General features: G+C 74.0%; 23 protein-coding genes. 14 read left to right on the top strand and 9 right to left on the bottom strand.

Going from position 1 to position 24779, the window contains the following annotated elements:
• Positions 1-25: 25 nt before the first annotated feature.
• Positions 26-982: an ArsR/SmtB family transcription factor gene (locus ACFXOZ_RS13675; protein WP_380590092.1), complete on the bottom strand. Its 957-nt coding sequence runs from the start codon at positions 980-982 to the stop codon at positions 26-28.
• Between the two features lie 139 nt (positions 983-1121).
• On the opposite strand from ACFXOZ_RS13675, the gene ACFXOZ_RS13670 reads away from it, so the two are divergent.
• The gene (locus tag ACFXOZ_RS13670) at positions 1122-1589 is read left to right on the top strand and encodes a hypothetical protein (RefSeq protein ID WP_380521561.1); all 468 of its coding nucleotides are present in this window, start codon (positions 1122-1124) and stop codon (positions 1587-1589) included.
• A gap of 82 nt (positions 1590-1671) precedes the next feature.
• Here the strand turns inward: ACFXOZ_RS13670 and ACFXOZ_RS13665 are convergent, their stop codons facing one another.
• Positions 1672-2043 carry a winged helix-turn-helix transcriptional regulator gene (locus ACFXOZ_RS13665; protein WP_380590090.1) on the bottom strand — a complete coding sequence of 124 codons (372 nt, stop codon included), beginning with the start codon at positions 2041-2043 and terminating at the stop codon, positions 1672-1674.
• Between the two features lie 84 nt (positions 2044-2127).
• Here ACFXOZ_RS13665 and ACFXOZ_RS13660 point away from each other — a divergent pair, with 84 nt between their 5' ends.
• The gene (locus tag ACFXOZ_RS13660; protein WP_380590088.1) at positions 2128-3036 is read left to right on the top strand and encodes an NAD(P)-dependent oxidoreductase; all 909 of its coding nucleotides are present in this window, start codon (positions 2128-2130) and stop codon (positions 3034-3036) included.
• Positions 3037-3161: 125 nt separating this feature from the next.
• Positions 3162-3776: a hypothetical protein gene (locus tag ACFXOZ_RS13655; protein WP_375883704.1), complete on the top strand. Its 615-nt coding sequence runs from the start codon at positions 3162-3164 to the stop codon at positions 3774-3776.
• 213 nt (positions 3777-3989) lie between these two features.
• Here the strand turns inward: ACFXOZ_RS13655 and ACFXOZ_RS13650 are convergent, their stop codons facing one another.
• Positions 3990-5492 (bottom strand): protease, encoded by a 1503-nt coding sequence (locus tag ACFXOZ_RS13650; protein ID WP_380590085.1) that lies wholly within the window; start codon positions 5490-5492, stop codon positions 3990-3992.
• Between the two features lie 373 nt (positions 5493-5865).
• On the opposite strand from ACFXOZ_RS13650, the gene ACFXOZ_RS13645 reads away from it, so the two are divergent.
• From ACFXOZ_RS13645 to ACFXOZ_RS13620, 6 genes are all read left to right on the top strand, one after another.
• Entirely contained in the window at positions 5866-6459 is a 594-nt protein-coding gene (locus ACFXOZ_RS13645; protein WP_375883710.1) for an isochorismatase family protein, read from the top strand.
• A gap of 214 nt (positions 6460-6673) precedes the next feature.
• Entirely contained in the window at positions 6674-8017 is a 1344-nt protein-coding gene (locus ACFXOZ_RS13640) for an ABC transporter substrate-binding protein (protein WP_380590082.1), read from the top strand.
• Positions 8014-8961 carry a carbohydrate ABC transporter permease gene (locus ACFXOZ_RS13635; RefSeq protein WP_380590079.1) on the top strand — a complete coding sequence of 316 codons (948 nt, stop codon included), beginning with the start codon at positions 8014-8016 and terminating at the stop codon, positions 8959-8961. The genes ACFXOZ_RS13640 and ACFXOZ_RS13635 overlap by 4 nt, the downstream gene beginning before the upstream one ends.
• Complete coding sequence (locus tag ACFXOZ_RS13630; RefSeq protein WP_375883718.1) at positions 8958-9785, top strand: carbohydrate ABC transporter permease; 828 nt, start codon at positions 8958-8960, stop codon at positions 9783-9785. Before ACFXOZ_RS13635 ends, ACFXOZ_RS13630 begins: the two co-directional genes overlap by 4 nt.
• 5 nt (positions 9786-9790) lie before the next feature.
• Entirely contained in the window at positions 9791-11581 is a 1791-nt protein-coding gene (locus ACFXOZ_RS13625) for a glycoside hydrolase family 36 protein (RefSeq protein WP_380590076.1), read from the top strand.
• Between the two features lie 20 nt (positions 11582-11601).
• Positions 11602-12636 carry a LacI family DNA-binding transcriptional regulator gene (locus tag ACFXOZ_RS13620; protein ID WP_375883722.1) on the top strand — a complete coding sequence of 345 codons (1035 nt, stop codon included), beginning with the start codon at positions 11602-11604 and terminating at the stop codon, positions 12634-12636.
• A gap of 83 nt (positions 12637-12719) precedes the next feature.
• On the opposite strand, the gene ACFXOZ_RS13615 is transcribed toward ACFXOZ_RS13620, so the two are convergent.
• On the bottom strand, positions 12720-13382 hold the full coding sequence (locus ACFXOZ_RS13615) for an NADPH-dependent F420 reductase (RefSeq protein WP_380521543.1): 663 nt from the start codon (positions 13380-13382) through the stop codon (positions 12720-12722).
• A gap of 177 nt (positions 13383-13559) precedes the next feature.
• Between ACFXOZ_RS13615 and ACFXOZ_RS13610 the strand changes: the two genes are divergently transcribed.
• Positions 13560-14261, top strand: coding sequence for a hypothetical protein (locus ACFXOZ_RS13610; protein WP_380590073.1), 702 nt, complete (start codon positions 13560-13562; stop codon positions 14259-14261).
• Positions 14258-14515 carry a hypothetical protein gene (locus tag ACFXOZ_RS13605; RefSeq protein WP_375883734.1) on the top strand — a complete coding sequence of 86 codons (258 nt, stop codon included), beginning with the start codon at positions 14258-14260 and terminating at the stop codon, positions 14513-14515. Before ACFXOZ_RS13610 ends, ACFXOZ_RS13605 begins: the two co-directional genes overlap by 4 nt.
• A gap of 48 nt (positions 14516-14563) precedes the next feature.
• On the opposite strand, the gene ACFXOZ_RS13600 is transcribed toward ACFXOZ_RS13605, so the two are convergent.
• Complete coding sequence (locus ACFXOZ_RS13600) at positions 14564-15184, bottom strand: L-threonylcarbamoyladenylate synthase (RefSeq protein WP_375883736.1); 621 nt, start codon at positions 15182-15184, stop codon at positions 14564-14566.
• Between the two features lie 64 nt (positions 15185-15248).
• Here ACFXOZ_RS13600 and ACFXOZ_RS13595 point away from each other — a divergent pair, with 64 nt between their 5' ends.
• Positions 15249-16559: a cytochrome P450 gene (locus tag ACFXOZ_RS13595; protein WP_380590070.1), complete on the top strand. Its 1311-nt coding sequence runs from the start codon at positions 15249-15251 to the stop codon at positions 16557-16559.
• A gap of 25 nt (positions 16560-16584) precedes the next feature.
• Here the strand turns inward: ACFXOZ_RS13595 and ACFXOZ_RS13590 are convergent, their stop codons facing one another.
• Entirely contained in the window at positions 16585-16998 is a 414-nt protein-coding gene (locus tag ACFXOZ_RS13590; RefSeq protein ID WP_360238584.1) for a Fur family transcriptional regulator, read from the bottom strand.
• A 227-nt stretch (positions 16999-17225) separates the two neighbouring features.
• On the opposite strand from ACFXOZ_RS13590, the gene katG reads away from it, so the two are divergent.
• On the top strand, positions 17226-19442 hold the full coding sequence (katG, locus tag ACFXOZ_RS13585; RefSeq protein ID WP_380521535.1) for a catalase/peroxidase HPI: 2217 nt from the start codon (positions 17226-17228) through the stop codon (positions 19440-19442).
• A gap of 125 nt (positions 19443-19567) precedes the next feature.
• Here katG and ACFXOZ_RS13580 read toward each other — a convergent pair whose 3' ends face one another.
• The 3 genes from ACFXOZ_RS13580 to ACFXOZ_RS13570 all read right to left on the bottom strand — a co-directional run bounded on the left by ACFXOZ_RS13580 (position 19568) and on the right by ACFXOZ_RS13570 (position 22231).
• Positions 19568-20269, bottom strand: a complete 702-nt coding sequence (locus tag ACFXOZ_RS13580; RefSeq protein WP_380590067.1) for a response regulator — start codon at positions 20267-20269, stop codon at positions 19568-19570.
• Between the two features lie 3 nt (positions 20270-20272).
• Positions 20273-21523 carry a sensor histidine kinase gene (locus ACFXOZ_RS13575; protein WP_380521531.1) on the bottom strand — a complete coding sequence of 417 codons (1251 nt, stop codon included), beginning with the start codon at positions 21521-21523 and terminating at the stop codon, positions 20273-20275.
• Between the two features lie 180 nt (positions 21524-21703).
• Positions 21704-22231, bottom strand: coding sequence for a histidine kinase (locus tag ACFXOZ_RS13570; RefSeq protein ID WP_380590064.1), 528 nt, complete (start codon positions 22229-22231; stop codon positions 21704-21706).
• A 430-nt stretch (positions 22232-22661) separates the two neighbouring features.
• Here ACFXOZ_RS13570 and ACFXOZ_RS13565 point away from each other — a divergent pair, with 430 nt between their 5' ends.
• Entirely contained in the window at positions 22662-24629 is a 1968-nt protein-coding gene (locus ACFXOZ_RS13565) for an ATP-binding cassette domain-containing protein (RefSeq protein ID WP_380521528.1), read from the top strand.
• Positions 24630-24779 lie beyond the last annotated feature (150 nt).

The raw sequence follows: 24779 nt of genomic DNA, 5'->3' as shown, positions 1-24779 counted from the left end.
GGAGCCGTGCACCGACGGCCGGTACTCAGCCGAGGAGGAGGTCGCGGCCGAGGGCGGTGAGGCTGTGCCGGACTTCGCGGCCCCGGCGCTCGGTGGTGATCACCCCGGCGTCGCGCAGCACGGTGGCGTGGGCGGAGGCGGTCGGTGCGGACACGCCGAGGTCCTCGGCCAACTGGCCCGTGGTGCAGGCGCCCTGGGCGATCGCCCGGAGGGCCCGGGTACGGGCGGCACCGAGGAGGCGGGCCAACCCGTCCGCGCGGCGGGCCGGGTGGTCGCGGCCGGGGTACAGCAGGGCCGGCGACCGGTGGGCGCCCAGGGGCGCGGTGAGGCCGGAGAGGAACAGGTTGGGCCGCAACTCCAGCCCGCGCCCGCCGAGGTCGTACGCGAGCCGCCACTCCGGACTGGCGTACCGGAGGGTGCCCTCGTCGTGCCAGGACAGGTCCGGGTGGAGCCGCGCCAGCATCGGGCCGAGCCCGGTCTCGGCGACGGCGCGTGAGCGCTGTTCGACGTCCGCCCGCAGGGCGCGCTGGATGTCGGGCCAGTCCGGGGCGAGGCAGGTGCGGAACAGCGCCCAGGCGGCGTCGGTGATCCGGCGCAGCCGGCGGGTGCCGCCGTCCCGCAACTCGGCGATGACGCGGGGGAGGTCCGGCCCGGTGCCGTAGTCCTGCATCTCCCGGTGGACCTCGGCCTCGGGGAGGGCGAGCAGGGCGTCGAGTTCGTCGCCGATGGTCGCCCGCGCGGCCGTGCTGTCGGGGGTCAGGAACATCGGTACGCCGAGCGGGCTCGCGTTGACCAGATCGATGAACGCCGCGGCCTGCTGCGGGACGTGGCCCTTCACCCGGCGCCACCACCGGTCCCGGTTCACCGAGTCGCGGGCGCAGTGGTGCTGCGGGCCGGCGACGCCGCCCAGCACGTGATCCAGCGGAGAGACCGCGAACCGGACGCGGGCCAGATCGGCCGGCCGGAAGCCGATTTCGAGCACAGCCGATGGTGCCATGCGGCCGGGCCGCCGTGGGTGAGTTCTCAACTATGAGGCCCAGCGGCGAATAGCTGTCGCCTTGGCAGCCCCGACGGCGAATGTGGCGGTGCACGGCCAATCCGACACCGGAGGAAAGAAACCCATGCGCAAGCTCGCCAGCCTCGCCCTCGCGGCGGCGGCCACCCTCGGCCTGGTCATCGGCTCCACCAGCAGCGCCTCGGCACAGCAGATCGGGGGCGGTGGCTGCCGCGGGGGCCTCGACATCAAACCGAACTCGGTGTACGTGGGCCACGGCGTCTCGCTGCTGCCGTGTGCGCGGCCCAACAACCTCCAGAGCAGCGTGGCCTCGTCGGTGACCGCCTACGGGACGCCGGACACCCAGGTGCGCATCTGGCAGGCGGTCGCCCGCGTCAACGCGGACGGCTCCATCAGCGACTTCAACCCGAGCGTCCTCTACACCGTCGACAGCGACCTGTCCAACAACGTCTCGCAGCAGTGGAACGGGCACGACCTCTACTGCGCACTCGGCGGGACCTTGGTGATCGACACCTGGATCACCAACAACGACGTCCGCCAGGGCTCGGTGCAGTCGCCGAGGTTCACCTGCTGACGCAGGATCCCGACGGCCCCGAGCCGTGACGCGCCCGCGCGGGCCGGGTGGGTCCCCCCCCACGACCCACCCGGCCCACGCCCTACCCGCGGGAGGCCTCGGCCACCGCGACGAGGTCGAGCCCCTCGCGCCGGACCCGCCCGGCTCCCCAGGCACCGAGGGGCCGGAGCGCCTCGTTGAGCGTGCGCCCGTCCTCGGTCAGCGTGTACTCCACCCGCGGCGGCACCTCGGCGAAGACCTCCCGGTGGACCAGGCCGTCCTGTTCCATCTCCCGCAGGTGCTGCGTCAGCATCTTCTCGCTCACGCCCGGCAGGGCGCGCCGGAGTTCGGCGAAGCGGCGCACGCCGTGGGCGGTGAGCTCCCACAGGATCAGCCCCTTCCACTTGCCGCTCACCACGTCGAGCGCGGCGTCGATCCCGCAGATGTAGGGCCCGTTCCTCGGTGCCTTGGCCATCACCGATCCCCCTTACGAAAAGGTAAGTACCGCAGAAAATAGTGGGTACTTCCGAGGATAGTTGCCCTCTCCGAGGATGGAGGGGTGAACGAACGACAGAACCACACCAACGGTCAGCACAGCGCCGTCACCGTGATCGGCCTCGGCCCGATGGGGCAGGCGATGACCCGCGCCCTCCTCGCCGCCGGCCACCCGGTCACCGTCTGGAACCGCACCGCCGCTCGGGCCGACGGCGTCGTCGCGGCCGGGGCGACGCTCGCGGCGACGCCCGGCGAGGCGGTCGGGGCGAGCGGCCTCGTGATCCTCAGCCTCACCGACTACCGGGCCATGTACGACATCCTCGACGGTGCCACCACGGCGCTCGCCGGGCGGACCCTGGTCAACCTGAGCTCCGACACCCCCGACCGCACCCGCGAGGCGGCCGCCTGGGCGGCGGGCCACGGCGCCGAGTTCCTCACCGGGGGCGTCATGGTCCCCGCGCCGATGGTCGGTACGGCGGCGTCCCACGTCTACTACAGCGGTCCCGGGCAGGTGATGGATCGTCACCGGGCCGCGCTGGCCCTGCTCGGCACGCCGAGGTACCTGGGCGAGGACGCGGGCCTCGCCCAGATGATGTACCAGGCCCAACTCGCCGTCTTCCTCACCACCCTGTCCGCCCTGATGCAGGCCACCGCGATGCTGGGCACCGCGGGGATGAAGGCCGCGGAGGCCCTGCCGGACCTGCTCTCCTCCGCCGACACGATCGGCGCCATCCTGCGGGCCGGCGAGGCCGCCCCCGGCACCGCGCTCGACGCGGGGGAGCACCCGGGCCACCTCAGCACGGTCACCATGATGGGCGCGACCGCCGACCACATCGTCGAGACCAGCACCTCGCTCGGCCTCGACCCCGCCCTCCCATTGGCTGTTCAGGCCCACTACCGCCGCGCGATCGAGGACGGCCACGGCGCGGACAACTGGACCCGCATCATCGACGGCATCCGGTCCCCCCGCTGACCAACTGCGGTGCGGGTGGGGCGCACGGGGGCCGCGCGGGGAAGCCGGACCGCTCTGGTACGGATCCGTCGAGGATTCGCTGATGTTCTGTCACACAGGAGCTCTACGTTGTGCCCATGATGCGAATGACTCGTGTGGTCCCCGCCGTGGTCCTCGGCGCCTCCGTCCTCCTGCTCTCGGCCTGTGGTTCCTCGGGCTCGTCGTCCTCCTCGAACACCGCCGCGCCAAGTTCCGCCGCACCGACCGCCGCCGTGCCGACCGCCGTCACGTCGAGCGCCGCCACCTCCGCACCGGCCGACGCGCCGACCCCGGCCGTTCCCTCGAAGACGGCCGATGCGGCGGGCGGTTCGGCGGGTGGTGCGGCGGGCTCCGGGGGCGCGAACACCGTCACCATCACCGGCAGCGAGGGCGGCACGTTCACCTTCGACACGGCGGGCTGCGTCGGTAAGAAGTCCCCGTCCGGCCCGCTGACCCTGAGCGCGACGGGCAAGTCCACCAAGAAGGCCGCCCTGGTCATGGGCTTCGACGGCCAGGGCCAGATGAGCCTGTTGCTGACCGTCGGCGAGCCCGAGGACCCGAAGGTGGCGGCGTGGGCCGGAAAGGTCCCGGTCGGTGCGGGGGCCGGCCGCACCGAGGACGCCATCACGTTCTCCGGCATGGCGGTGCACCAGATGCCGGGCGGCATCGATGCCACGGCCAGCGGCACCCTCAAGTGCGGGTCCGCCGACGCGCTGTTCTGATCGCTTCGCACGGGAAGTCGGCCCGGCCGACTTCCCGTGCGGGAGTTTGAAGACGGGCCCTACGACCGCGCTCAGGCGGGCTGCCAGAGCTCGATGCGGTTCCCCTCCGGATCCGTGACCCAGCCGAACTGGCCGAGCCGGCCGGGCCGGTGCCGCACACGGCTCCGCCCCGTCGAGCCGCACAGCTCGACGGGGCGGAGCGCCGGGCTGCGGTCAGCCCGCCCGGACGGCGCTGACCAGGTCCGGCAGCAGGTTCGCCGCGTCGGGCGTGCCGAGGCCGGTGACCGGGTCCCAGCCCGTACCGGCCGGGTAGCCCGGGACGGTCGGGTCGGTGGTGTTGTTCCCGAGCGTCACGTCGTTGAAGTCGGCCGCGTACTTCGCCGGGTCGGCGCCCAGCTTGTACAGGGCCGGGTTGATCTGGCCCAGGCCGCCGCCGTTGATCTGGTCCGCGATCGAGACCAGGCCGGCCCACTGCGGGCAGGACAGCGAGGTGCCGCCGATGTCGTACCAGCCCGTGCTGCACGGCGTGGCACCGCACTTGAGGCCGGAGGAGCCGTCCGGCGGCAGCGACAGGTAGACCAGCGCGCCGGTGCTGGAGGCGGCCTGGAGGGAGACGTCCGGCACGCCGCGCTTGGCGCCGATCGCGGTGGAGCCGGCCGGCAGCGCCGACTGGTAGTCGGGCCGGTCGAAGACCCGGCTGAACCCGCCGCCGGAGTTGGTCCAACCCACCTCGGCGGAGCCGGAGTTGCTCTGGCAGGCGGCCGGGTTGTCGGTGCTGTCCACGGTCCGGGCGCCGGTCGCGCCGGGGTCGGTGCACAGGTAGGTGCCGCCCACGCCGGTCACCAGCGGGTCCGAGGCGGGCCACTCCACGGACGGGTACGGCAGGGTCGAGCCGCCCGACTTCACCGGGGTCTTCTCCGAGCCGGCCGTGCCGCTGTCGCCGGAGGAGCCGAGCACCGTGACCCCGTTCAGGGCCGCGGACTTGAAGGCGTGCCGCAGCGGTTCGATGGACTGGGCGCTGCCGAAGGCGCCCTCGGCGGAGGCGAAGGACTGCGAGATGACGTTCGCCAGGTGGTGGTCGACCACGTACTGCTCGGCGTTCATCAGCGTCGGCAGGCCCTGGACGCCGAGCGTCTCCGCGGTCGGCGTGCTGACCAGCAGGATGTTCGCACCGGGCGCCATCGCGTGCGCGGTCTCCACATCGAGCGCGACCTCCAGCGCCCACGCGGCCTTGCTCTCCTGGCCGGTGCCGTGGCTGGTGGGCGGCGGGGCGTTGGTGCCCGGATCGCCCTGGACGTGCAGCTCGCCGAAGGACGGCATCCCGGGCCGGCAGGTCACCGCCTCCTCGCCGCACATCGCGGTGACGCCGAAGGCCTGGTCGAAGACGTGCAGGTCGTGCGCCATGGTGTCGCTGCCGTACGAGTCGAGGATCGCGATCGTCTGGCCGCGGCCGTCGAAGCCGCCCGCGTACAGCGGGCCCAGGTGGTAGGCGGCCCTGATCGCCTGGGGGTCGAAGCAGCGGCGGCCCGCACTCGCGCACTGCGTCGGGGTGGGGGGAGTGGTGCCCGCCGACACCTGGGCGTAGTCGGCCACCGTGGGGTGCACCGTCGGGTAGCCGGCGGCCGCGGCGCCGCCGGGCACGGCGCTGCCGACCACCGGGGCGGCGAGCGCGCCGGAGGCCGCGAGGGCCAGGCTGCTCACCCCGGCCAGGAGCATGCGGCGTATCGTTCGAGCCTTCAAGTAGTCCTCCACGAGGGTGGGTTGGGGGACATCGGCGATCGACCCGGGGCGGATCGATCACCCCGGGCACGGAGCGGAATGCGGAGCGGAACACGGAGCGGAATCCGGGACGCGGGGTCACGGACGGCCGCGAGTGTAGGTGCGGCGCCGACCGGCTCTCAATGGCCTGTTCGACGCGGGTTCGACGCCCTTTCGACGGCGGCGGCCGCCCGCCGCGCCCCGCCGTACCCCTGCCGGGAACCGGTGGAACCCGTTCGAGTGAACGGCCGCCCGGTTGCTTCGTCCACGGCCGTCGACCCGCCAAGCTGGGCCGCGGATGCGTAAGAACCTGGTGAGGAAGGGCCGTTCGATGACGCGCGCGCTGATCGTGGTGGATGTGCAGAAGGACTTCTGCGAGGGCGGAAGCGTCCCGGTCGGCGGCGGCGCCGACCGGGCCCGGGCGATCGCCGCGCTGATCCAGGGCCCGGAGCGGGAGGGGTGGTCCCGGGTGGTTGCGACCCGGGACCACCACGTCGACCCGGGCGGCCACTTCTCCGAGCATCCCGACTACCGGGACTCCTTCCCGGTGCACTGCGTGGCCGGCACCGAGGGCGGCGAGTTCCACCCCGACTTCCTGCCCGCCGTCGAGGCCGGCGCGGTCGACGAGGTCTTCTACAAGGGCGCCCGCTCCGCCTCCAAGAGCGGCTTCGAGGGCTTCACCGCCGACGGCACCCCGCTCGCCGACTGGCTGCACGACTGCGGCGTGGACGCCGTCGACGTCGTCGGCATCGCCACCGACCACTGCGTCAAGGCCACCGCGCTGGACGCCCGCCGGGCCGGCTTCGACGCCCGCGTCCTGCTCGACTACACGGCCGGCGTCGCCCCCGACACCACCGATGCCGCGCTCACCGAACTCCGCGACGCCGGGGTCGACCTCACCGGCGCCCCGGTGGTCCGCTCCTGACCCGCCGGCGCTCATAACGGAACGGTTGCGGAGCCCGCCCTTCGCTGCGCCAGGGGTTGACGGCGCGGGGAGGGCGGGCGTTTGCTGTGTTCCGCTCGTGCGAATCTGTTGAGTTGTGGTCTGTTTTGTTGTTTTGAACGTTCAAACTTGGCCGCCGAGCTCCACCACCCCCATGCCCCGCCTCCGTCCAGAGCCACCCATCGGGAGGAATGCAATGTCACACCTTTCCCGCCGCGACCTGCTCCGCGCCTCCGGCGCCGGCCTGCTGGCCCTCACGGCCGGCGGAGCCCTCGCGGCCTGCGGCGACCCGGGCTCGGGGAGCGCCTCCGGCGGGGACGCCGACACCGGCAAGGTCACCGTCTGGTCGTGGGCCACCGCGGCCGTCGCGCTGCGCGCCGTCGTCCCGGCCTTCGAGAAGGACAACCCGGGCATCACGGTGGACGTCCAGGACATCGGCAACCCCGCCATCTGGGACAAGATCACCGTCGGCCTGGCGGCCGGCGGCCAGGGCCTCGGCGACGTCCTGCACATCGGCTGCGACTACCTGCCCGGCTACCTGGAGAAGTTCCCCGGCGGCCTCGCCGACCTCTCGGCCTTCGGCGCCGACGCGCACAAGGAGAAGTTCGCCAAGGGCCTGTGGCCGGTCGTCACCGGCAAGGACGGCCACGCCTACGCCCTGCCCTGGGAGGCCAACCCGCTCGGCTTCTTCTACCGCAAGGACTACTTCGACAGGGCCGGCCTCGACCCCGCCTCCTTCGCCACCTGGGACGACCTCACGGCGGCCGCCGACCGCTTCAAGGCCGCCAACCCCGGCATCTCGCTGATCGGCATCAACAAGGCCGCCAACCCCAGCCCCGACCTGGACTTCGTGCAGTCCCTGATGCAGCTCCAGGGCGCCTTCTACTTCGACCTCGGGGGCCGGATCACCCTCGGCTCCGAGCCGGACGTCCGCGCCCTGGCCACCCTCAAGCACCTGGACGACGCCGGGCTGGTCGCCGACGCCCCCGGCGACCAGGGCTGGGCCACCCTGATGAAGGCCGGCAAGCTCGCCGTCGCCCCGATGCCCGCCTGGGCCGCGCACTACCTGGAGGCCAAGTTCGCCGACCAGCACGGCAACTGGCGCCTCGCCAAACCCCCGGCCGTCACCCCCGGCGGCAAGCGCACCGCCCTGGTGAACTCCACCCACCTCACCGTCGCCGCCTCCAGCCCGCGCCGCCGCGCCGCCTGGAAGTTCGTCGAGTACGCGCTCACCCGCCCCGCCTCGGTGAACGCCATGTTCGACGCCGGCGGGGTCTTCCCCGCACTCCTCGACGCCTACGGCGACCCGCTGTACGCCAGGCCCAGCGACTACTACGGCGGCCAGTCCCCGCTGCGGACCTTCGCCGACCTGGCCACCGACGGCGGCGACCCCACCAACTACTCCGGCGACTACGCCCGCGCCCTCAAGCTCGCGAGCGACGCCCAGACCAAGGTCCTCCTCAAGGGCGGCGACCCGGCCGGCGTCCTCCGGGCCGCCGCCCAGCAGCTCGCCCAGCAGACCGGACGCACCGTCGCATGACCGCCGCCACCGCACCCCCCGCCACCGGACGGACCCGCCCCGCCCGCCCCGCCGGCCCGGCCGCGCGCGCCCACCGCCGGGCCCGGCTGCGCCGCACCGCCCTGCCGTACCTGCTGCTCGCCCCCGCCCTGATCACCTTCGGCGTGTTCAAGGCCTACCCGATCGTCGACTCGCTGCTGCTCTCCTTCACCACCGGCTCCGGCCCCGCCGCCCGCCCCGCCGGCCTCGCCAACTACCGGCGCCTGCTGGACGATCCGCTGTTCTGGACGGCCCTGCGCAACACCGGCGAGATCCTCGTCGTACAGGTCCCGCTGATGCTCGGGCTGGCCCTGCTGCTGGCCGTCGGCATCAACTCCACCCTGGTGCGCTGGCGGGCCGTCTGGCGGCTCGGCGTCTTCATGCCCGCCGTCACCGGCCTGGTCGCCACCGGCGTGATGTTCGCCTTCCTGCTCAAGCGCGACGACGGCGCGGTCAACTGGCTGCTGCACGCCATCGGCCTGCCCGCCGTCGACTGGCTGGGGCAGCCGTTCTGGGCCCGGATGTCCGTCGTCCTGGTGCTGACCTGGCACTACACCGGCTACAACGCCGTCATCTACCTGGCCGGCCTGCAGTCCGTCCCGAAGGAGCTGTACGAGGCCGCGATGGTCGACGGCGCCGGTGCCGTCCGCCGCTTCACCGCGATCACCGTCCCGGCCCTGCGCCCGCTGCTGCTGTTCACCGTCGTGCTCTCCACCATCGGCACCCTCCAGCTCTTCGACGAGCCGTACGTGCTGACCGGCGGCGGCCCGGACAACGCGAGCCTGACCGTCTCCATGTACCTGTACCAGAACGGCTTCCGCTACTTCGACTTCGGCTACGCCTCCGCCATCGCTTACGCGCTCACCCTGCTGGTGGCCGTGCTGGGCGCGGTCCAGATGCGCCTGATGGGGGAGAGGGACGGATGAACCCCAGGAACCTCCGCGGCTGGCCGCTGACCTTCCTCCTGGCGGGCCTCACCGGCTTCTCGGTCGCCCCCTTCTACTGGCTGCTGGTCTCCGTCACCCGCAAGGACACCGAGATCTTCGACTGGCCGCCGCACCTGCTGCCCGGCGGGGGCCTCGGCGACAACCTCCACCGGCTGGACCAGCGGATCGGCCTGCTCCGGGTGCTCGGCAACTCCCTGCTGGTGGCCGGGATCCAGACCCTCGGCGCCCTGGTCGTCGCCCTGCTGGCCGGCTACGCCTTCGCCAAGTTCCGCTTCCGCGGCCGCACCCTGCTGTTCGCGCTGCTGCTCTCCACCCTGGTGGTGCCCGAACAGGTCATGCTGGTACCGCTGTTCACGATGATGACGGACTTCGGCCTGCTCGACTCCTACCAGGCGATCATCCTGCCCGGGCTGTGCGTGCCCTTCGCGGTCTTCCTGATGCGCCAGTCGCTGAGCAGCCTGCCGGACGAACTCCTGGACGCCGCCAGGGTCGACGGCGCGGGCGAGTTCCGGGTGCTGTGGAACGTCGTCGTCCCGGTGATGCGGCCGGTGCTCGCCGCGCTCTCGATCTTCCTCTTCCTGGGCTCCTGGAACCAGTTCGTCTGGCCGCTGATCGCCCTGCGCAGCCCCGGCATGCACACCCTGCCGGTCGCCCTGGCGACCCTGTACGGCAACCAGAGCACCACCGACTACGGCGCGATCCTCTCCGGGACCGCGCTCTCCACCCTGCCGATGATGGTCCTTTTCCTGGTCCTCCAACGGCAGTTCATCTCCGGCCTGCTGGCCGGCGCGACGAAGGGCTGAGCGGCATGACCGAGACCGACACCGCAGCGGGGACCGCGGCCGACACCGCAGCGGGGACTACGGCCGGGAGCACGGCCGAGGTCTGGGAGCCGCACGCCCCCGCCCCCGGAGCGCTCCACCCGTTGCCCCACGCCCGGGGCCTGGACCTGCGGGCGAGCGGCACCGCCACCGTCCGGGAGGTCGCCGACGGCGTGGTCGAGGTGAGCGCCGAGGGCCCGGCCGAGGTCCGGATCGAGTGGCGGGTGCCCTGCGTGGACGTCACCTCCTTCTGGACCCCGGAACCGCGCGGCACCGGCTGGCTGCCCGCCGCCTGGAGCGCCCCGCGCCGCACCGGCCCCGCCGCCGGCGCCCCGATCGCCGCGCTGGTCGGCACCGGGGACACCGCGGTCTGCGCCTTCGCGGCCGAGCAGACCGAGGTGCTGGTCGGGGCCGGAGTGGTCGAGGAGACCGGTGACTTCCGCTGCTGGGCCCAGGCCGCCGGCCGGATCACCGTCCGGATCGACACCTCGGGCCGGCACTTCGCCCGCTGCCTGGCCGACCTGACCGCCTGGTGGGGCGAGGGCCGTTCCGTCGTCGTCCCGGAGGACGCCCGCCGCCCCGCCTACTCCACCTGGTACGCGATGCACCAGGACGTCTCGCCCGAGCGGATCGAGGCCCAGGCCGCGCTCGGCAAGGCCCTCGGGCTGGACGTGATCATCGTCGACGACGGCTGGATGACCGCCGACCGCACCCGCGGCTACGCCCACTGCGGCGACTGGGAGCCCGTCTCGCTGCCCGACACCGCCGAGCACGTCCGGCGCGTCCACGACCTCGGCGTCCGCTACCTGCTCTGGTACGCGCTGCCGTTCATCGGCAAGGACAGCGCCGCCTACCGGAAGATCGGCCGGCACGCCCTCGCCGACGTCCCCCACCTGGGCGCGGTGGTCGCCGACCCGCGCTACCCCGAGGTCCGCGAGTTCCTCACCGACCGGCTGGCCCGGGCCGTCGAGGAGTGGGGCATGGACGGGCTCAAGGTCGACTTCGTCGACTCCTTCGCCCGCGCCGCCGAGCGCCCCGACGCCCCCGGGCCCGGCCCCGAGGCGGACTGCGCCGAGGTGGCCGAGGGCGTGGAGCGACTGCTCGCCGCGATCCGGGCCCGGACCACCGCCGCCCACCCGGACGCGATGATCGAGCACCGGCAGCCGTACGTCAGCCCCGCCCTGTGGCCGTACGCCACCATGATCCGGGCCACCGACTGCCCGCTCAGCCCGCAGGAGAACCGGCAGCGCACCGTCGACGTGCGGCTGGCCGCCGGGCCGGTGCCGGTGCACGCGGACATGCTGATGTGGCACCCGGCCGAGCCGCCCGAGCAGATCGCCTGCCACCTGGTCAACGTGCTCTTCTCGGTGCCCCAGATCTCCGTCGACCTCGCCGCGCAGGACCCCGGGCAGCGCGAGGCGATCGCCTTCTGGCTGGGGGTGTTCCGCGAGCACCTCGACACCCTGCAGCGCGGCGAACTGCTCCCCAGCCGGCCCGACCTCGGATACCCGCTGGTCACCGCCCGCGGGGAGGGGACGGTCGTGGTCGCCCGGTACGCGGCGCTGCCGGTGGACGTCTCGGCGGACGACTGGCACACCCTGCTGGTGGCCAACGCCGACGCCGACCCGGACGTCCGGCTGGTGGGCGGCAGCGGCAGGGCCACCGCCACCGTCCAGGACGCCCGGGGGCGTATCGTCCGGCAGGACGAGATCGACCTCGACTGGACGGACACCCTCGCGGTGCCGCGCGGCGGGCTGCTGTCGCTGCGCCGCCCCTGACCCACCACCGGAGGACCCGCATGCCCGAGGGAGCGCACCGACCGCGCCGTGGCGCCACCACCATCGAGGAGGTCGCCCGCGCGGCCGGGGTCTCCCGGCAGACCGTCTCCAACGCGCTCAACGCCCCGCACCGGGTCCGCGCCGAGACGCTGACCAGGGTCAGCACGGCGATCCGCGAACTCGGCTACCAGCCCGACCAGTCGGCCCGGTCGCTGCGCAGCGGCGCCCGGCGCACCATCGGCTACCTCGCGCCGGTGGACGACCCGCTCGACCCCAACCCGCTGATGGCCGGCTTCCTGGAGGCCCTGGTCGACGCGGCCGGGGAACGCGGGCAGCGGGTGCTGCTGTTCCGGCCCGCCCCGCCCGCGGCGGACCCGGTGGCGGCCATCGACGAACTGGTGGCGGCCCGGCAAGTCGACGGGCTGGTGCTGGCGGACGTCCTGACCGAGGACCGGCGGATCGCCCACGTCGCCGGGCTGGGCGTGCCCTTCGTCAGCTTCGGCCGGACCGGACCGGGCGAGCCGCAGCACTGGGCGGACATCGCCAACGACGCGGCGATGGCCGCGGTGGTGCGGCACCTCGCGGCGCGGGGTCACCGCCGGATCGGCTACCTCGGCGCCGCCGAGGACCTGCCCTGGATGGCGGCTCGGCGGGCGGGCTTCCTCGCCGAGACGCGCCGACTGGGCCTGACGGCGGTCGCCCCGTCGGAGGCGGCGCCGACGGCCGGGCCGGTGGCGGCCGTGCGGGAGCTGCTGCGCGGGCCCGACCGGCCGACGGCCGTCGCCGCGGGCAGCGACCTGCTGGCGCTGGACGCGTACGAGGCGATCCGGGCCGAGGGGTCGGCGGTCGGGCCCGCCGGGGTGGCGGTCACCGGGTTCTACGACTCACCGCTCTGCCGCCACCTGCACCCGCCGCTGACCTCGGTCCGGCTGCCGCTGCGGGCCCTGGCGGCCGGGCTGGTCACCCGGCTGCTGGACCAGGTGCACGGCGGGGCCGCGCCGACGGGCGGCCTGGAGCTGCCCACCGAACTGGTGGTGCGGGCGAGTTCGGCCTGACCGGCGGAGCCCTGAGCGGCGGAGCCCTGACCGGCGGGGCCCTGCCGACGGAGCCCTGAGCGGCCGGGCCCCGCTGCGGTGCCTCAGGCCCGGTGCGCCTCCGGGCGCTCCGGGGACGCCTCCGCGAGCGCCCGGGTGACCGCCGCCACCCCGGCGCGCAGCCCGTACACCGGCGTGGCCGGCTGCTGGCGCCAGGACTCGTCGATGCCGCCGGCGTCCACGGTGTCGAAGCCCAACTCGTCGACCAGCGCCCGCACCACGGCCTTCGCCGCCTCGTCGTCCGAGGAGACCGGCACGGCGAGGCGCTCCGGGTCGCCCGCCGGGCGCGGGCGGTCCAGCAGGTCCTGCGCGTAGGTGCCGTTGAACACCTTCACCACCGGGTGGCCCAGGTGCTGCTCCGTCCAGCGGCTCTCCGTCAGCCCGCCGTCCTCGATCGCGTCGATCCGGCCGTCGCGCTCCTTCGGGTAGTAGTTGCCGGTGTCGATCACCGCGAGCCCCTCGGCGGCGCCGTCGAACAGCCCCGCGGGCAGGCCCGGTACGTTTTTCAACGGCACCGTCACCACCACGACCTGGGCGCCGTGCGCCGCCTCCGCGGCCGTTACCGCCTTCGCGCCCGTCTCCTCGACCAGCGCCCGCAACGACTCCGGCCCGCGCGAGTTCGCCACCGAGACCTCGTGCCCGAGAGCCGTCAGCCGCCGCGTGAGGTTACCGCCGATGTTGCCCGCGCCGATGATGCCGATCTTCATGGGTAAGCCCCTTCGCGAGTGCCGTCCTTGGCCGTCGCCCTGCCCCAACCACACGCCGATCGGATCTGTTCCCCCACACCCGGGGTGGCCCTGCGCAACCCCGGGCCGACGCGTGCCTGGTCCAGCCCGGCCGAAACGCACCCACGCCCGTCCCGGCGGACCTGTTGAATGGCGGCCATGACGGACGGCACCGCACTGCAGCACCTGGTCACCGGTCTCCCCGAGGTGTTCTCGACCGCCCCGCGGCCGAGCCGCATCGACGCCTGCCCCTGCTGCGCCTCCCGGGCCGGGCTGGACCGCCTCCTGGGCGCGCCCCGCGCGCAGTTGACGCCCGAGGAGCTGGGGCCCTACGCCGCCTCCGTGCTGAACACCGTCGGCTCGCCCGCCGACCTGCGCTACTTCGCGCCGCGCATCCTCCAGCTCGTCCTGACCGGCGAACTCGCCTGGCCCGGCGTGCCGTTGGTCTGCCGCAAGCTGGCGCAGGCCGGCTGGCAGGACTGGCCGGAGGCGCCGTACCTGCGCCGGCTCCTCGACGCCCTGTGGCCGGACGTCCTGCACGACGCCCGGCAGTGCGGGGACACCGAGGCCGTGCTCAGTGCTCTGGGAGCCGCCGATCCGGACGGGACCGGCGGCCGACTAGCAGAATGGGCCCGGCTCGCGAGCCCCGTGGCCGTGGAGCGCCTGTACGAGTTCGCCCTCGGCGGTGAGCTCGAACCGCGGGACGCCCTTTGGGACGAACGGGGAGCCGCGTACCGGACCTTCGCGGCCTGGCTGCGCGGGCCCGAGCTCCAACTGGCCGTCGAGGCGGCCTTCCTGCGGATCGATGACCCCACCCAACTCGATCAACTCATCACCGTCCATGACATCCTGGCGGCATGACCCACGACATGGTGCCGCCACTGCTCGCAGTCGCACTGCTCCTGCTCGTCATCAAACTGGCCCGTGAGCGGCGAAACGGCAAGCCCTCGCCGCTGATTCCGCAGTCGACCGCGGGGCGGGCGACGGCGCTGGCGGTCGCCGCCCTGGTGGCGGCCTCCGGGCCGGCGGGTGGTCAGCCGTGGGACGCGTCGCTGATCCCGGCGATCGCCCTCGGTGGGCTGGTGGGCTCGTTCGTGGACCTCCGCCACCGCTGAGCCGGGGGCCGCCGGGCGGCCGGGCCCCCGGCCCCGGCCGCCGGGCCCTCACTCGAAGCGCGCGGTGTCGCCGGCCCCCCGGCGGGTGATCTCGGCCTCGCCGCTGGAGAAGTCGATGACCGTGGTCGGCTCGGTGCCGCAGTCGCCGGAGTCCACCACGGCGTCCAGCACGTGGTCGAGGCGTTCCTTGATCTCCCAGCCCTGGGTCATCGGCTCGTCCTCGCCGGGGAGGATCAGGGTGCTGGAGAGGAGGGGCTCGCCCAGTTCGGCGAGCAGCGCCCGGGTGACGGCGTGGTCGGGGATCCGCACCCCCACGGTCTTCTTCTTGGGGTGCATCAGCCGGCGCGGCACCTCCTTGGTGGCGGGGAGGATGAAGGTGTAGCTGCCCGGCGTCGCGGCCTTGACGGCCCGGAAGACGTTGTTGTCGAGCTGGACGAACTGCCCCAGCTGAGCGAAGTCCTCGCACACCAGGGTGAAGTGGTGGCGGTCGTCGAGGCGCCGGATGGACCGGATCCGCTCCAGCCCGTCGCGGTTGTCCAGACGGCAGCCGAGCGCGAAGCAGGAGTCGGTCGGGTACGCGATGAGGGCTCCGGAGCGGAGGCTGTCGGCCACGGTGCTGATGGTGCGCGGCTGGGGGGATTCGGGGTGCACGTCGAAGTACTTGGCCATTGGCCGACCTTACGGGATCCCACCGGTTGATCGCCGCAACCGCGACGCAGTACGGTCGGTCACCGTGGCACTGGACCAGGCGCGGGTGAACCGGATCTTCCTGCCCGGGACGTACGCCGAGGGCGTTCCGTACGGGCTGTTCCGCGAGCTGCGGGCCGAGGCCCCGGTCTGCTGGGTGGAGGAGCCGGCGGTGGGGGACTGGCCGGCCGGGCCGGGCTACTGGGCGGTGCTGCGGCACGCGGACGTGAAGCACGTGCTGCGCAGCCCGGAGCTGTTCTCCTCACACCTCGGGGCGACCCAGATCCGCGACCCGGACACCCCCGCCGACCTGGCCTTCGTCCGCACCATGATGCTCAACCAGGACCCGCCGGACCACGCCCGGCTGCGCCGGATCGTCACCGCCGCCTTCACCCCGCGCGCGTTGCACCGGCTGACCGCCGCCGTCGAGGGGCGCGCGGCCGAACTGGTCGCCGCGATCCGCCCCCTGGGCGAAGCCGACTTCGTGCCGCTCGCCGCCGATCTGCCCGTGTGGACGCTGGCCCTGGTCCTGGGCGTGCCCGAGCAGGACCGGCAGCTGCTGGTCGACTGGTCGAACCGGGTGATCGGCTACCAGGACCCGGAGTACGCCCGGTCCAGTACCGCCGACCCGTCCCGGCTCACCGCCGTGGGACGCGCCGCGCTCGACCACCGGCCGACCACTCCCACGGCCCCTGACGGCCGCCCGCTCAACCCGCGCTCCCGCGCGGCCCTCGCCGACATGTTCGCCTACGCCCACGCGCTCGCCCGACAGCCGCCGCCGGGCAGCATCGTCGCCCGCATGCGGGACGCCGGCCTGAGCGCCGCCGAGTTCGAGACGATGTTCTTCCTCTTCGCCGTCGCCGGGAACGAGACCGTGCGCAACGGCCTGCCGGGCGGCCTGCACACCCTGCTCAGCCATCCGGACCAGTACCGACTCCTGTGCGAGCGGCCGGAGTTGGTCCCGTCGGCGGTGGAGGAGATGCTGCGCTGCTGGCCGCCCGTGGTGCACTTCCGCCGCACCGCGACCCGGGACACCCGGATCGCCGGGCAGCCGGTCCGCCGGGGCGACAAGGTGGTGGTCCACCACGCCTCGGCGAACCGGGACGAGGCCGTGTTCCCGGAGCCGGACCGCTTCGACGTCTCCCGCACCCCGAACGACCACGTGAGCTTCGGGTACGGCCCGCACTTCTGCGTCGGCGCCCGGCTCGCCCGCCTGCAGCTGCGGTCCGCCCTGCGCCACCTCCTCGACCGCCTCCCGGACCTGGAGCTCGACCCGGACCGGCCGCCGCGGCGCCTGGTGTCCAACTTCCAGAACGGCCTCAAGAGCCTGCCGGTGCGCTGGACGGTTCCGGGGTGACGGCGCGCTCCGCCGGTGGGCCGGCTCAGCCCGCGCAGGCCGGGCAGAGGCCCCGGTAGGTGACCTCGGCGCCCGAGACGGCGAAGCCGAACCGCTGCTCCGCCGGGAGGTCGGCGAGCGGGTCGCCCAGGGGGTGGACGTCCCGGATGGCGCCGCAGCCGGTGCAGACCAGGTGCTGGTGCGGGTGGTGGGCGTTGGGGTCGTAGCGCTTGGCGCGCCCGTCCGTGGACACCTCGATGACCTCACCGAGGGTGACCAGCTCGCCGAGGGTGTTGTACACCGTCGCGCGGGAGATCTCCGGGAGGCGCTCGGCCGCGCGGGCGTGCACCTCGTCGGCGGTCAGGTGCACGTGCTCGCCGTCCAGGACCTCGGCCACGACACGCCGCTGGGAGGTGAGGCGCCAGCCGCGCTCGCGCAGCCGCTCCAGCAGGTCACTCATCACGGTTCACCTATTCAGGTCATGGGGGAAGACCGGAGTTTACCAATGCCGGTCCTGAGGCCTCCGACCTCGGCCGGACGGGGGTTTGGTGTCTTTCTTGACTTGGACTACGTCCATCGTAGGATCGGCTCCGGCGCTAGCCTGGGTAACGGCAGTGCCGAATAGCAGCAGTAGGTGCCGTAGGTAGCAGATAGACACCGTGATCCGCCTTGTACGGAAGGATTCCCATGTCTGAGAACCACGATGCAACCGGTGTAGAGGCGAGCGCGGGCGGCTGCCCGGTCAACCACGGGCGCGCGCTCCACCCCACCCAGGGCGGCGGGAACCGCCAGTGGTGGCCGGAGCGGTTGAACCTCAAGATCCTCGCCAAGAACCCCGCCGTCGCCAACCCGCTCGGCGCGGACTTCGACTACGCCGCGGCGTTCAGCGCCCTGGACCTCGCCGCCGTCAAGCGGGACATCCAGGAGGTGCTCACCACCTCGCAGCCCTGGTGGCCGGCCGACTTCGGCCACTACGGTCCGTTCATGATCCGGATGGCCTGGCACAGCGCCGGCACCTACCGGATCAGCGACGGCCGCGGCGGCGCCGGCGGCGGCCAGCAGCGCTTCGCCCCGCTGAACAGCTGGCCGGACAACGCCAGCCTGGACAAGGCCCGCCGACTGCTGTGGCCGGTGAAGAAGAAGTACGGGCGCAGCCTGTCCTGGGCCGACCTGATCGTCCTGACCGGCAACGTCGCGCTGGAGGGCATGGGCTTCGAGACCTTCGGCTTCGGCGGCGGCCGGGTCGACGAGTGGGAGCCCGACGAGGACGTCTACTGGGGCCCCGAGACCACCTGGCTCGGCGACGAGCGCTACACCGGCGACCGCGAGCTGGAGAGCCCGCTGGCCGCCGTCCAGATGGGCCTGATCTACGTCAACCCCGAGGGCCCCAACGGCAACCCGGACCCGATCGCCGCCGCCCGCGACATCCGCGAGACCTTCTACCGGATGGCGATGAACGACGAGGAGACCGTCGCGCTGATCGCCGGTGGCCACACCTTCGGCAAGACCCACGGCGCCGGCCCGGCGGACAACGTCGGCCCGGACCCGGAGGCCGCGCCGATGGAGCAGCAGGGCCTCGGCTGGAAGAGCGGCTACGGCACCGGCGTCGGCGCCGACGCCATCACCAGCGGTCTCGAGGGCATCTGGACGGCCACCCCGATCACCTGGGACAACAGCTTCTTCGAGACCCTGTTCGGCTACGAGTGGGAGCTCACCGAGAGCCCGGCCGGCGCCCACCAGTGGAAGCCGAAGGACGGCGCCGGCGAGGGCACCGTGCCGGACGCCCACGACCCGGCCAAGCGGCACACCCCGATCATGCTCACCACCGACCTGTCGCTGCGCTTCGACCCGGTGTACGAGCCGATCTCGCGCCGCTTCCTGGAGAACCCGGCGGAGTTCGCCGACGCCTTCGCCCGCGCCTGGTACAAGCTGACCCACCGCGACATGGGCCCGGTCGTGCGCTACCTCGGCCCGGAGGTCCCGGCCGAGCACCTGCTCTGGCAGGACCCGCTGCCGGCCGTCTCGTACCAGCAGGTCGGTGCCGCGGACGTCGCCGACCTCAAGCGGCGGATCGCCGGGACCGGCCTGTCGGTCTCCGAGCTGGTCTCCGCGGCCTGGGCCGCGGCCTCCTCGTTCCGCGGCAGCGACAAGCGCGGCGGTGCCAACGGCGGCCGGATCCGGCTGCAGCCGCAGGCCGGCTGGGAGGTCAACGAGCCGGACCGGCTGGCCGGTGTCCTGCGGGCGCTGGAGGGCGTGCAGCGGGACTTCAACGCGCAGGCCGGCGACAAGCAGGTCTCGCTGGCCGACCTGGTGGTGCTGGCCGGCGGCGTCGGCGTCGAGCAGGCGGCCAAGGCGGCCGGGCTGGCCGTCGAGGTGCCGTTCGCGGCCGGCCGGGTGGACGCCCCGCAGGAGCTCACCGACATCGAGTCCTTCGCCGCGCTGGAGCCCAAGGCGGACGGCTTCCGCAACTGGGTCGGCAAGGGCAACCGGCTGCCGGCCGAGTTCCTGCTGCTGGACAAGGCGAACCTCCTGGGCCTGAGCGCGCCCGAACTGACCGTGCTGGTCGGCGGTCTGCGCGTGCTGGGCGCCAACCACCAGCAGTCCGCGCACGGTGTGCTGACCGAGACCCCGGGCGTGCTGACGAACGACTTCTTCGTCAACCTGCTGGACCTGGGCACCAGTTGGTCCTCCGCCTCGGGGGACGCCCACACCTTCGAGGGCCGGGACGCCTCCGGTGCGGTCAAGTGGACCGGTACCCGCGCCGACCTGGTGTTCGGCTCGAACTCCGAACTGCGCGCCGTCGCCGAGGTGTACGCGGCCGACGACGCCAAGGAGAAGTTCGTGGAGGACTTCGTCGCGGCCTGGGTCAAGGTCATGAACGCGGACCGCTTCGACCTGGTGTGACGCGGTAGCCGATGACGGCGGGAGCCCGGGGGTTGTCGACCAACTCCCGTGCTCCCGTGCGTCGTTGCGGCGTTCCCCTCCGCCCTTACGCCCCTCCGCCCCTACGCCCCTACGCCCTTCCGCCCTTACGGCGCGCCCGCGCTGACCAGCCCGGTCTCGTACGCCGCGACCACCACCTGGGCCCGGTCCCGCAGCCCCAACTTGCCCAGGATCCGGGCCACATGGGTCTTCACCGTCGCCTCGGAGAGCTGGAGCCGGCCGGCCAGCTCGGCGTTGCTGAGGCCACGGGCCAGCAGCCCCATCACCTCCAGCTCGCGCGGGGTGGGGGTGGCCAGTTCACGGTGCGGGGCGGCCGCCTCGGGGGCGGCCGGGCGGGCGAAGCGCTCGACCAGCCGGCGGGTGATCGCCGGGGCGAGCAGGGCGTCCCCGGTGCGGACCAGCCGGACGGCGGCGGCCAGGTGCTCCGGGGTGACGTCCTTGAGCAGGAAGCCGCTGGCCCCGGCGGCCATCGCGGCGTAGACGTAGTGGTCCAGGTCGAAGGTGGTCAGCATGATGATCCGCGGCGCGTCGGCGGCGCGGTCCGCCGGCCGGCCGGCCAGGATCCGCCGGGTGGCCTCCAGGCCGTCCAGGCCGGGCATCCGGATGTCCATCAGCACCACGTCCGGCCGGGTGCGGCGGACGGCGGCGACGGCCTGCTCGCCGTCCTCGGCCTCGGCGGCCACCTCGATCCCCTCGGACTCCAGGATCAGCCGGAAGCCGATCCGGACCAGGGCCTGGTCGTCGGCGACCACCACGCGGATCGGGTGCTGCTCCACGGTGTCAGTCAACTCTCAACTCTCCAGCGGTATCGAGGCCTTGACGCGGTAGCCACCGCGCGGCCGGGGGCCGGTGTGCAGGGTGCCGCCGTAGACGGCGAGGCGTTCGCGCAGACCGAGCAGGCCGCGCCCGTTGCCGGTGGCGGCGGCGCCGGTGGGGCGGCCGCCGGTGTCGGTGACCTCCACCGTGAGGTGGTCGGCGGCGTAGTCGACGGTCACCGCGGCGGCGGCGCCGCCCGCGTGCTTGACGGTGTTGGTGAGCGCCTCCTGGACGACCCGGTAGGCGGCCAGTTCGACCCCGGGCGGGACGGTCCGGCGCTCCCCGCGCACCGTCAGCTCCACCGGCAGGCCGGCCCGGCGCACGCCCTCCACCAGGGAGTCGAGCCGGCCGAGGCCGGGCTGCGGGCTGAGGTCGGCGGTGGTCGCGGGATCGCCGCCGGTCTCCGAGTCGATGGTCAACAGCCCCATCACCTGGCGCAGTTCGGTCATCGCCGCGCGCCCGCCGGCCTCCACCGCGGCCATCGCCTCGCGGGCCCTGTCCGGAGCGGTGTCCAGGATCTTGCGGGCGGCCCCGGCCTGGATCGTCATCATGCTCACGTTGTGGGTGACCACGTCGTGCAACTCCCGGGCGATGCGGGCCCGTTCCAGGTCCACCGCGCGGTCCAGCGCGGTCAGCTGCTCGCGCTCCAGGGCGGTCAGCCGCTCCCGGCCCTCCTCCACCCGGCGCCGCCACATCCGCAGTTCGTAGGCGACGGCCAGCACCGGCACCAGCACCAGCACGGCGATCACCCAGTTCTGGAAGTGCGGCAGCAGGGCGTGGTCGAAGAGCACCACCAGGGCCGCGGTGGCGGCCGCCAGGCCGAGCAGCACGGCCTTCGGGCGGCGCCCGTAGGCGGCCGCGCCGTAAGCGGCGACGATCACCACCACGCCCGCCCAGAACGCGATGTCCTCGTGCTGCGACCGCACCAGCAGGGCGGCCGCCAGCACCGTCCACAGCACCGCCAGCGGGTGGCGCCGGCGCAGCACCAGCGGCAGCGGGACGACGGGGACCAGCAGCAGCATCCCGTGCCAGGGCGATCCGTGCCCGCCCGGACCGTACTGGCCGTGCGCGTGGGCCGCGACGACGGCGTAGCGGCCGCAGACGGAGGCCAGGAACAGGGCCAGGGCCAGGTCGAAGGCCTGGCCGCGCCGGGTGGGCCGGGGCGGGGGCGGCGCGTCGTCGGCGCCGCCGTCCAGCAGCCGCCGCACGGTGGGGTGGTTGATCACCGGGTCATTGTGGCGGTCGGCCGCCGCCGGGGACAGCCCCGCGAGCGGCGGCAGCCGCTGCACCTGACGACTACCCCGCAAGGATGACGCCGGAGCCCGTACGCCCGGCGCGGTACGGAAGTTGCGGCGGGCGGCGGACGCGCTGCGGGCGGAGTGAGCCCCCCGGGCGGGCCGGGGGGCTCAGGACTCCTCGTCCGCCCGGCCCTCCTCGGCCTTCCGGCTCTCCTCGGCCTTCCGCTCCGCGGCCCGGACCTGCTCGGTGAAGGCGTGCTCGTCGATCCGCTCGACGCTCGCCCCGTGCTTCGCGGCCAGCTCGTCCGCCGGGCCGGGCGAGGCCTCCCGCACCTCCACGGCGACCAGCGCCCCGCCGTCCGGCACCCGGGGCGACAGCACGATCAGCGCGGCGCCGCCCTCCGAGGCCGCGCGCTCCTCGGCCGCGTTGCCGAGCGCCGCGCCCGCCGCGAAGCCGAGCAGCACGCCCACGGGCCCGCCGAGCAGCCCCACCAGGCCGCCCAGCACCCCCGACCCGACCGTGGCCACCCCGGCTCCCCGGGTGAAGGTGTCCTTGATCTCCAGCAGGCCGTCGGCACTGCGCTCCATCGCCGCCGCGTACCGCAGCCCCGGCAGGTGCTGCGCCTCGTCGAACGCGGGACGCCAGGCGCCGCCGTCGGGAAAGGTCAGCAGGACGACGTTGTGCTGCTCGCTCATCGCACTCCGATCGGGCTGGGGGCGGCTCGGGCCTCCATCGTGACCTTCGGCGCGCCACCCGGCCACAGGAAGCGTCCCGCCGACCCGGAGCGGGTGGGGTGGCCGTCCGATGAGCGGATGAGCCGCCGCCGGTCCGCCCGGGCCCGCCGCGCATCGAACATCGCGGAGCGTCCCGGTGATCGACATCCACCAACTCGCCGTCGCCGACACGGAATCGCCCGGATCGGGTGAGAGCGGGCGGGACACGCCGGACGGGCCCGTCGGCCGCTGCCAGGATCGGGGTCCGCACCGGCAGCCCGACCTCCGCAGCGTGCCCTCCGGCACCGCTGCCGACCCACCGCGCCCACCCCGCGGTGAGGGCTGCCCGCGTGCGGGACCGCTGCGGCCGTCTGCCGCCGTACCTGGGAGGAACACCGTGTCGAAACAGGTCGTGAAGCCCACGAAGCCCCTGGCCGAGAAGTCCCCGGCCGGGGCCGAGCACGACGAGGAGCTGCACCTGCGCTTCCCCGGCGACCGCCGCGCCGAGGCGGGCGCGTCGATGTCCACCGGCGCGATGCTGCGCCGCCTGCCCCACCTGGTCCGCCGGGCGCTGGCGCTGGCCTGGGCGGCGGACCGCACGTCCACCGTGCTGCTGCTGGTCTGCCAGGCGCTGGCCGGGGTGGCGGGGGCGCTCGCGCTGTACGCCACCACCGGCACCCTGGGCGCCCTGCTCGTGCCCGGGCCGGTGGCCGAGCACCTGCGCACCGCCACGCCCTCCCTGCTCCTGCTGACCGCCTCGGCCGGGCTGCGGGCCGTCCTGGGCATCGCGGTGGTGGGCCTGTCCGGCCGGGTGTCGCCCCGGATCACCCGGGAGGCGGAGCTGGCGCTGATCGCCGCCGGGTGCGCCGCCGAGCTGGAGGCGTACGACGAACCCGCCTACAACGAGCAGTGGGAGGCCGCCGACCGGGGCGCCTCGACCACGCCCGACCTGCTCTCCAACGCCCAGGACGTGATCGCCTCCACCGTCTCGCTGGCCGCCGCCGCGGGCGTGCTGGCGACGCTGCACCCCTGGCTGGTGCCGCTGCTGCTGCTCGGTTCGGTGCCGACCGCCGTCGCCGCCGTGCGCACCGCCCGGATCCACTACCTGGCCGCGGTGGTCACCAACGAGGACCGCGGCGCGCTGCGCGTCTACCGCTGGTTCCTGATCGACAAGACCCGCGCCGACCAGGTCCGTTCGGACCAGGTCACGCCCTTCCTGATGGCCAAGTACCGCCGCGCCGAGGCCAAGATCGTCGCCGCCACCGACCGGGCCACCCGGCAGGCGGCCAAGGTCTCGCTGCTGGCCGCGCTCGGCACCGGGGCCGGCAGCGCGCTGATCTGGGGCACCCTGCTCTACCTGGTGGCCTCCGGCCGGATCGACCTGGCCGCCGCCGGCACCGCCACCTTCGCGCTGCGCACCGCCTCCTCCGGGCTGCAGGGCCTGGTCGGCAACGGCGCCCGGCTGTACCGGATGGGCCTCTACCTGGACGACTACTTCACCTTCCTGGACGAGGCCGGCGGCCACCGCATCGACCGCGGCGAACTGGTGCCGGGAGCACCGCAGTTGGTCGAGGTGACCGGGCTGAGCCACGCCTACCCGGGCGAGCAGCAGGAGCCCGCCCTGCGCGGGGTCAGCCTGACCCTGCGGGCCGGCGAGGTGGTGGCCGTGATCGGGCAGAACGGCAGCGGCAAGTCGACCCTGCTCAAGCTGCTCTCCGGCCTCTACCTGCCGCAGTCCGGCCGGATCACCTGGGACGGCGTGCCGGTGGAGGAGTTGGACGCGGACGGCATGTGGTCCCGGGTCGCCCGGGTGCCGCAGGAGTTCGCCCGCTGGCCGCTCGGCGCCGCCGAGAACGTCCACCTGGGCCACCTCACCGAGCGGTGGATGGCGGACGTGGTGGAGGCCGCGGCCCGGACCGGCTTCGACGAGACGGTCGGCCGGCTGCGTTCGGGCTGGCGCACCCTGCTCGCCCAGGGGTGGTGGGGCGGCGCCGAGCTGTCCGGCGGCGGCTGGCAGCGCGCGGCCGTCGCCCGGGCCCTGTACCGCACGGTGCGCAGCCCCGGGCTGCTGATCCTGGACGAGCCCACCTCGGACCTCGACCCGCGCGCCGAGCACCGCATCCTGCACGCCCTGCGCGGCCTCGCCGAGGGCCGGATCACCCTGCTGGTGACCCACAACATCGCCAACGCGGCGGTCGCCGACCGGGTGATCGTGATGGACCAGGGCAGCATCGTCCAGACCGGCACCTGGGCCGAACTCGCCGCCCGCCCGGACGGCCTGTTCCGCGAGCTGCTGGACCTCCAGCGCGACCGCGCCGTCCCCGCCCAGCGGTCGGCGGCGGACCGGCCCCGGCCGGCCGGGGGCCGGGCCGGGGCGTGACCCCGGGACCGGGCCGGGGCCCGGCCCGGTGACCCCGTCGGGCGGGCGGCGGGCCCCCCCCCCCCCCACGGGCCGGGATTCGGGCGGCGGGCGGGCCCGGGAGCGCGACGATTTAGGCAAGCTGTACAAACGGGGACCCGTACCGGACGC

This window comes from Kitasatospora sp. NPDC059160 (assembly GCF_042755465.1).
In the GTDB taxonomy this organism is placed as follows: domain Bacteria; phylum Actinomycetota; class Actinomycetes; order Streptomycetales; family Streptomycetaceae; genus Kitasatospora.
This window is presented reverse-complemented; position numbering and strand designations above follow the sequence as displayed.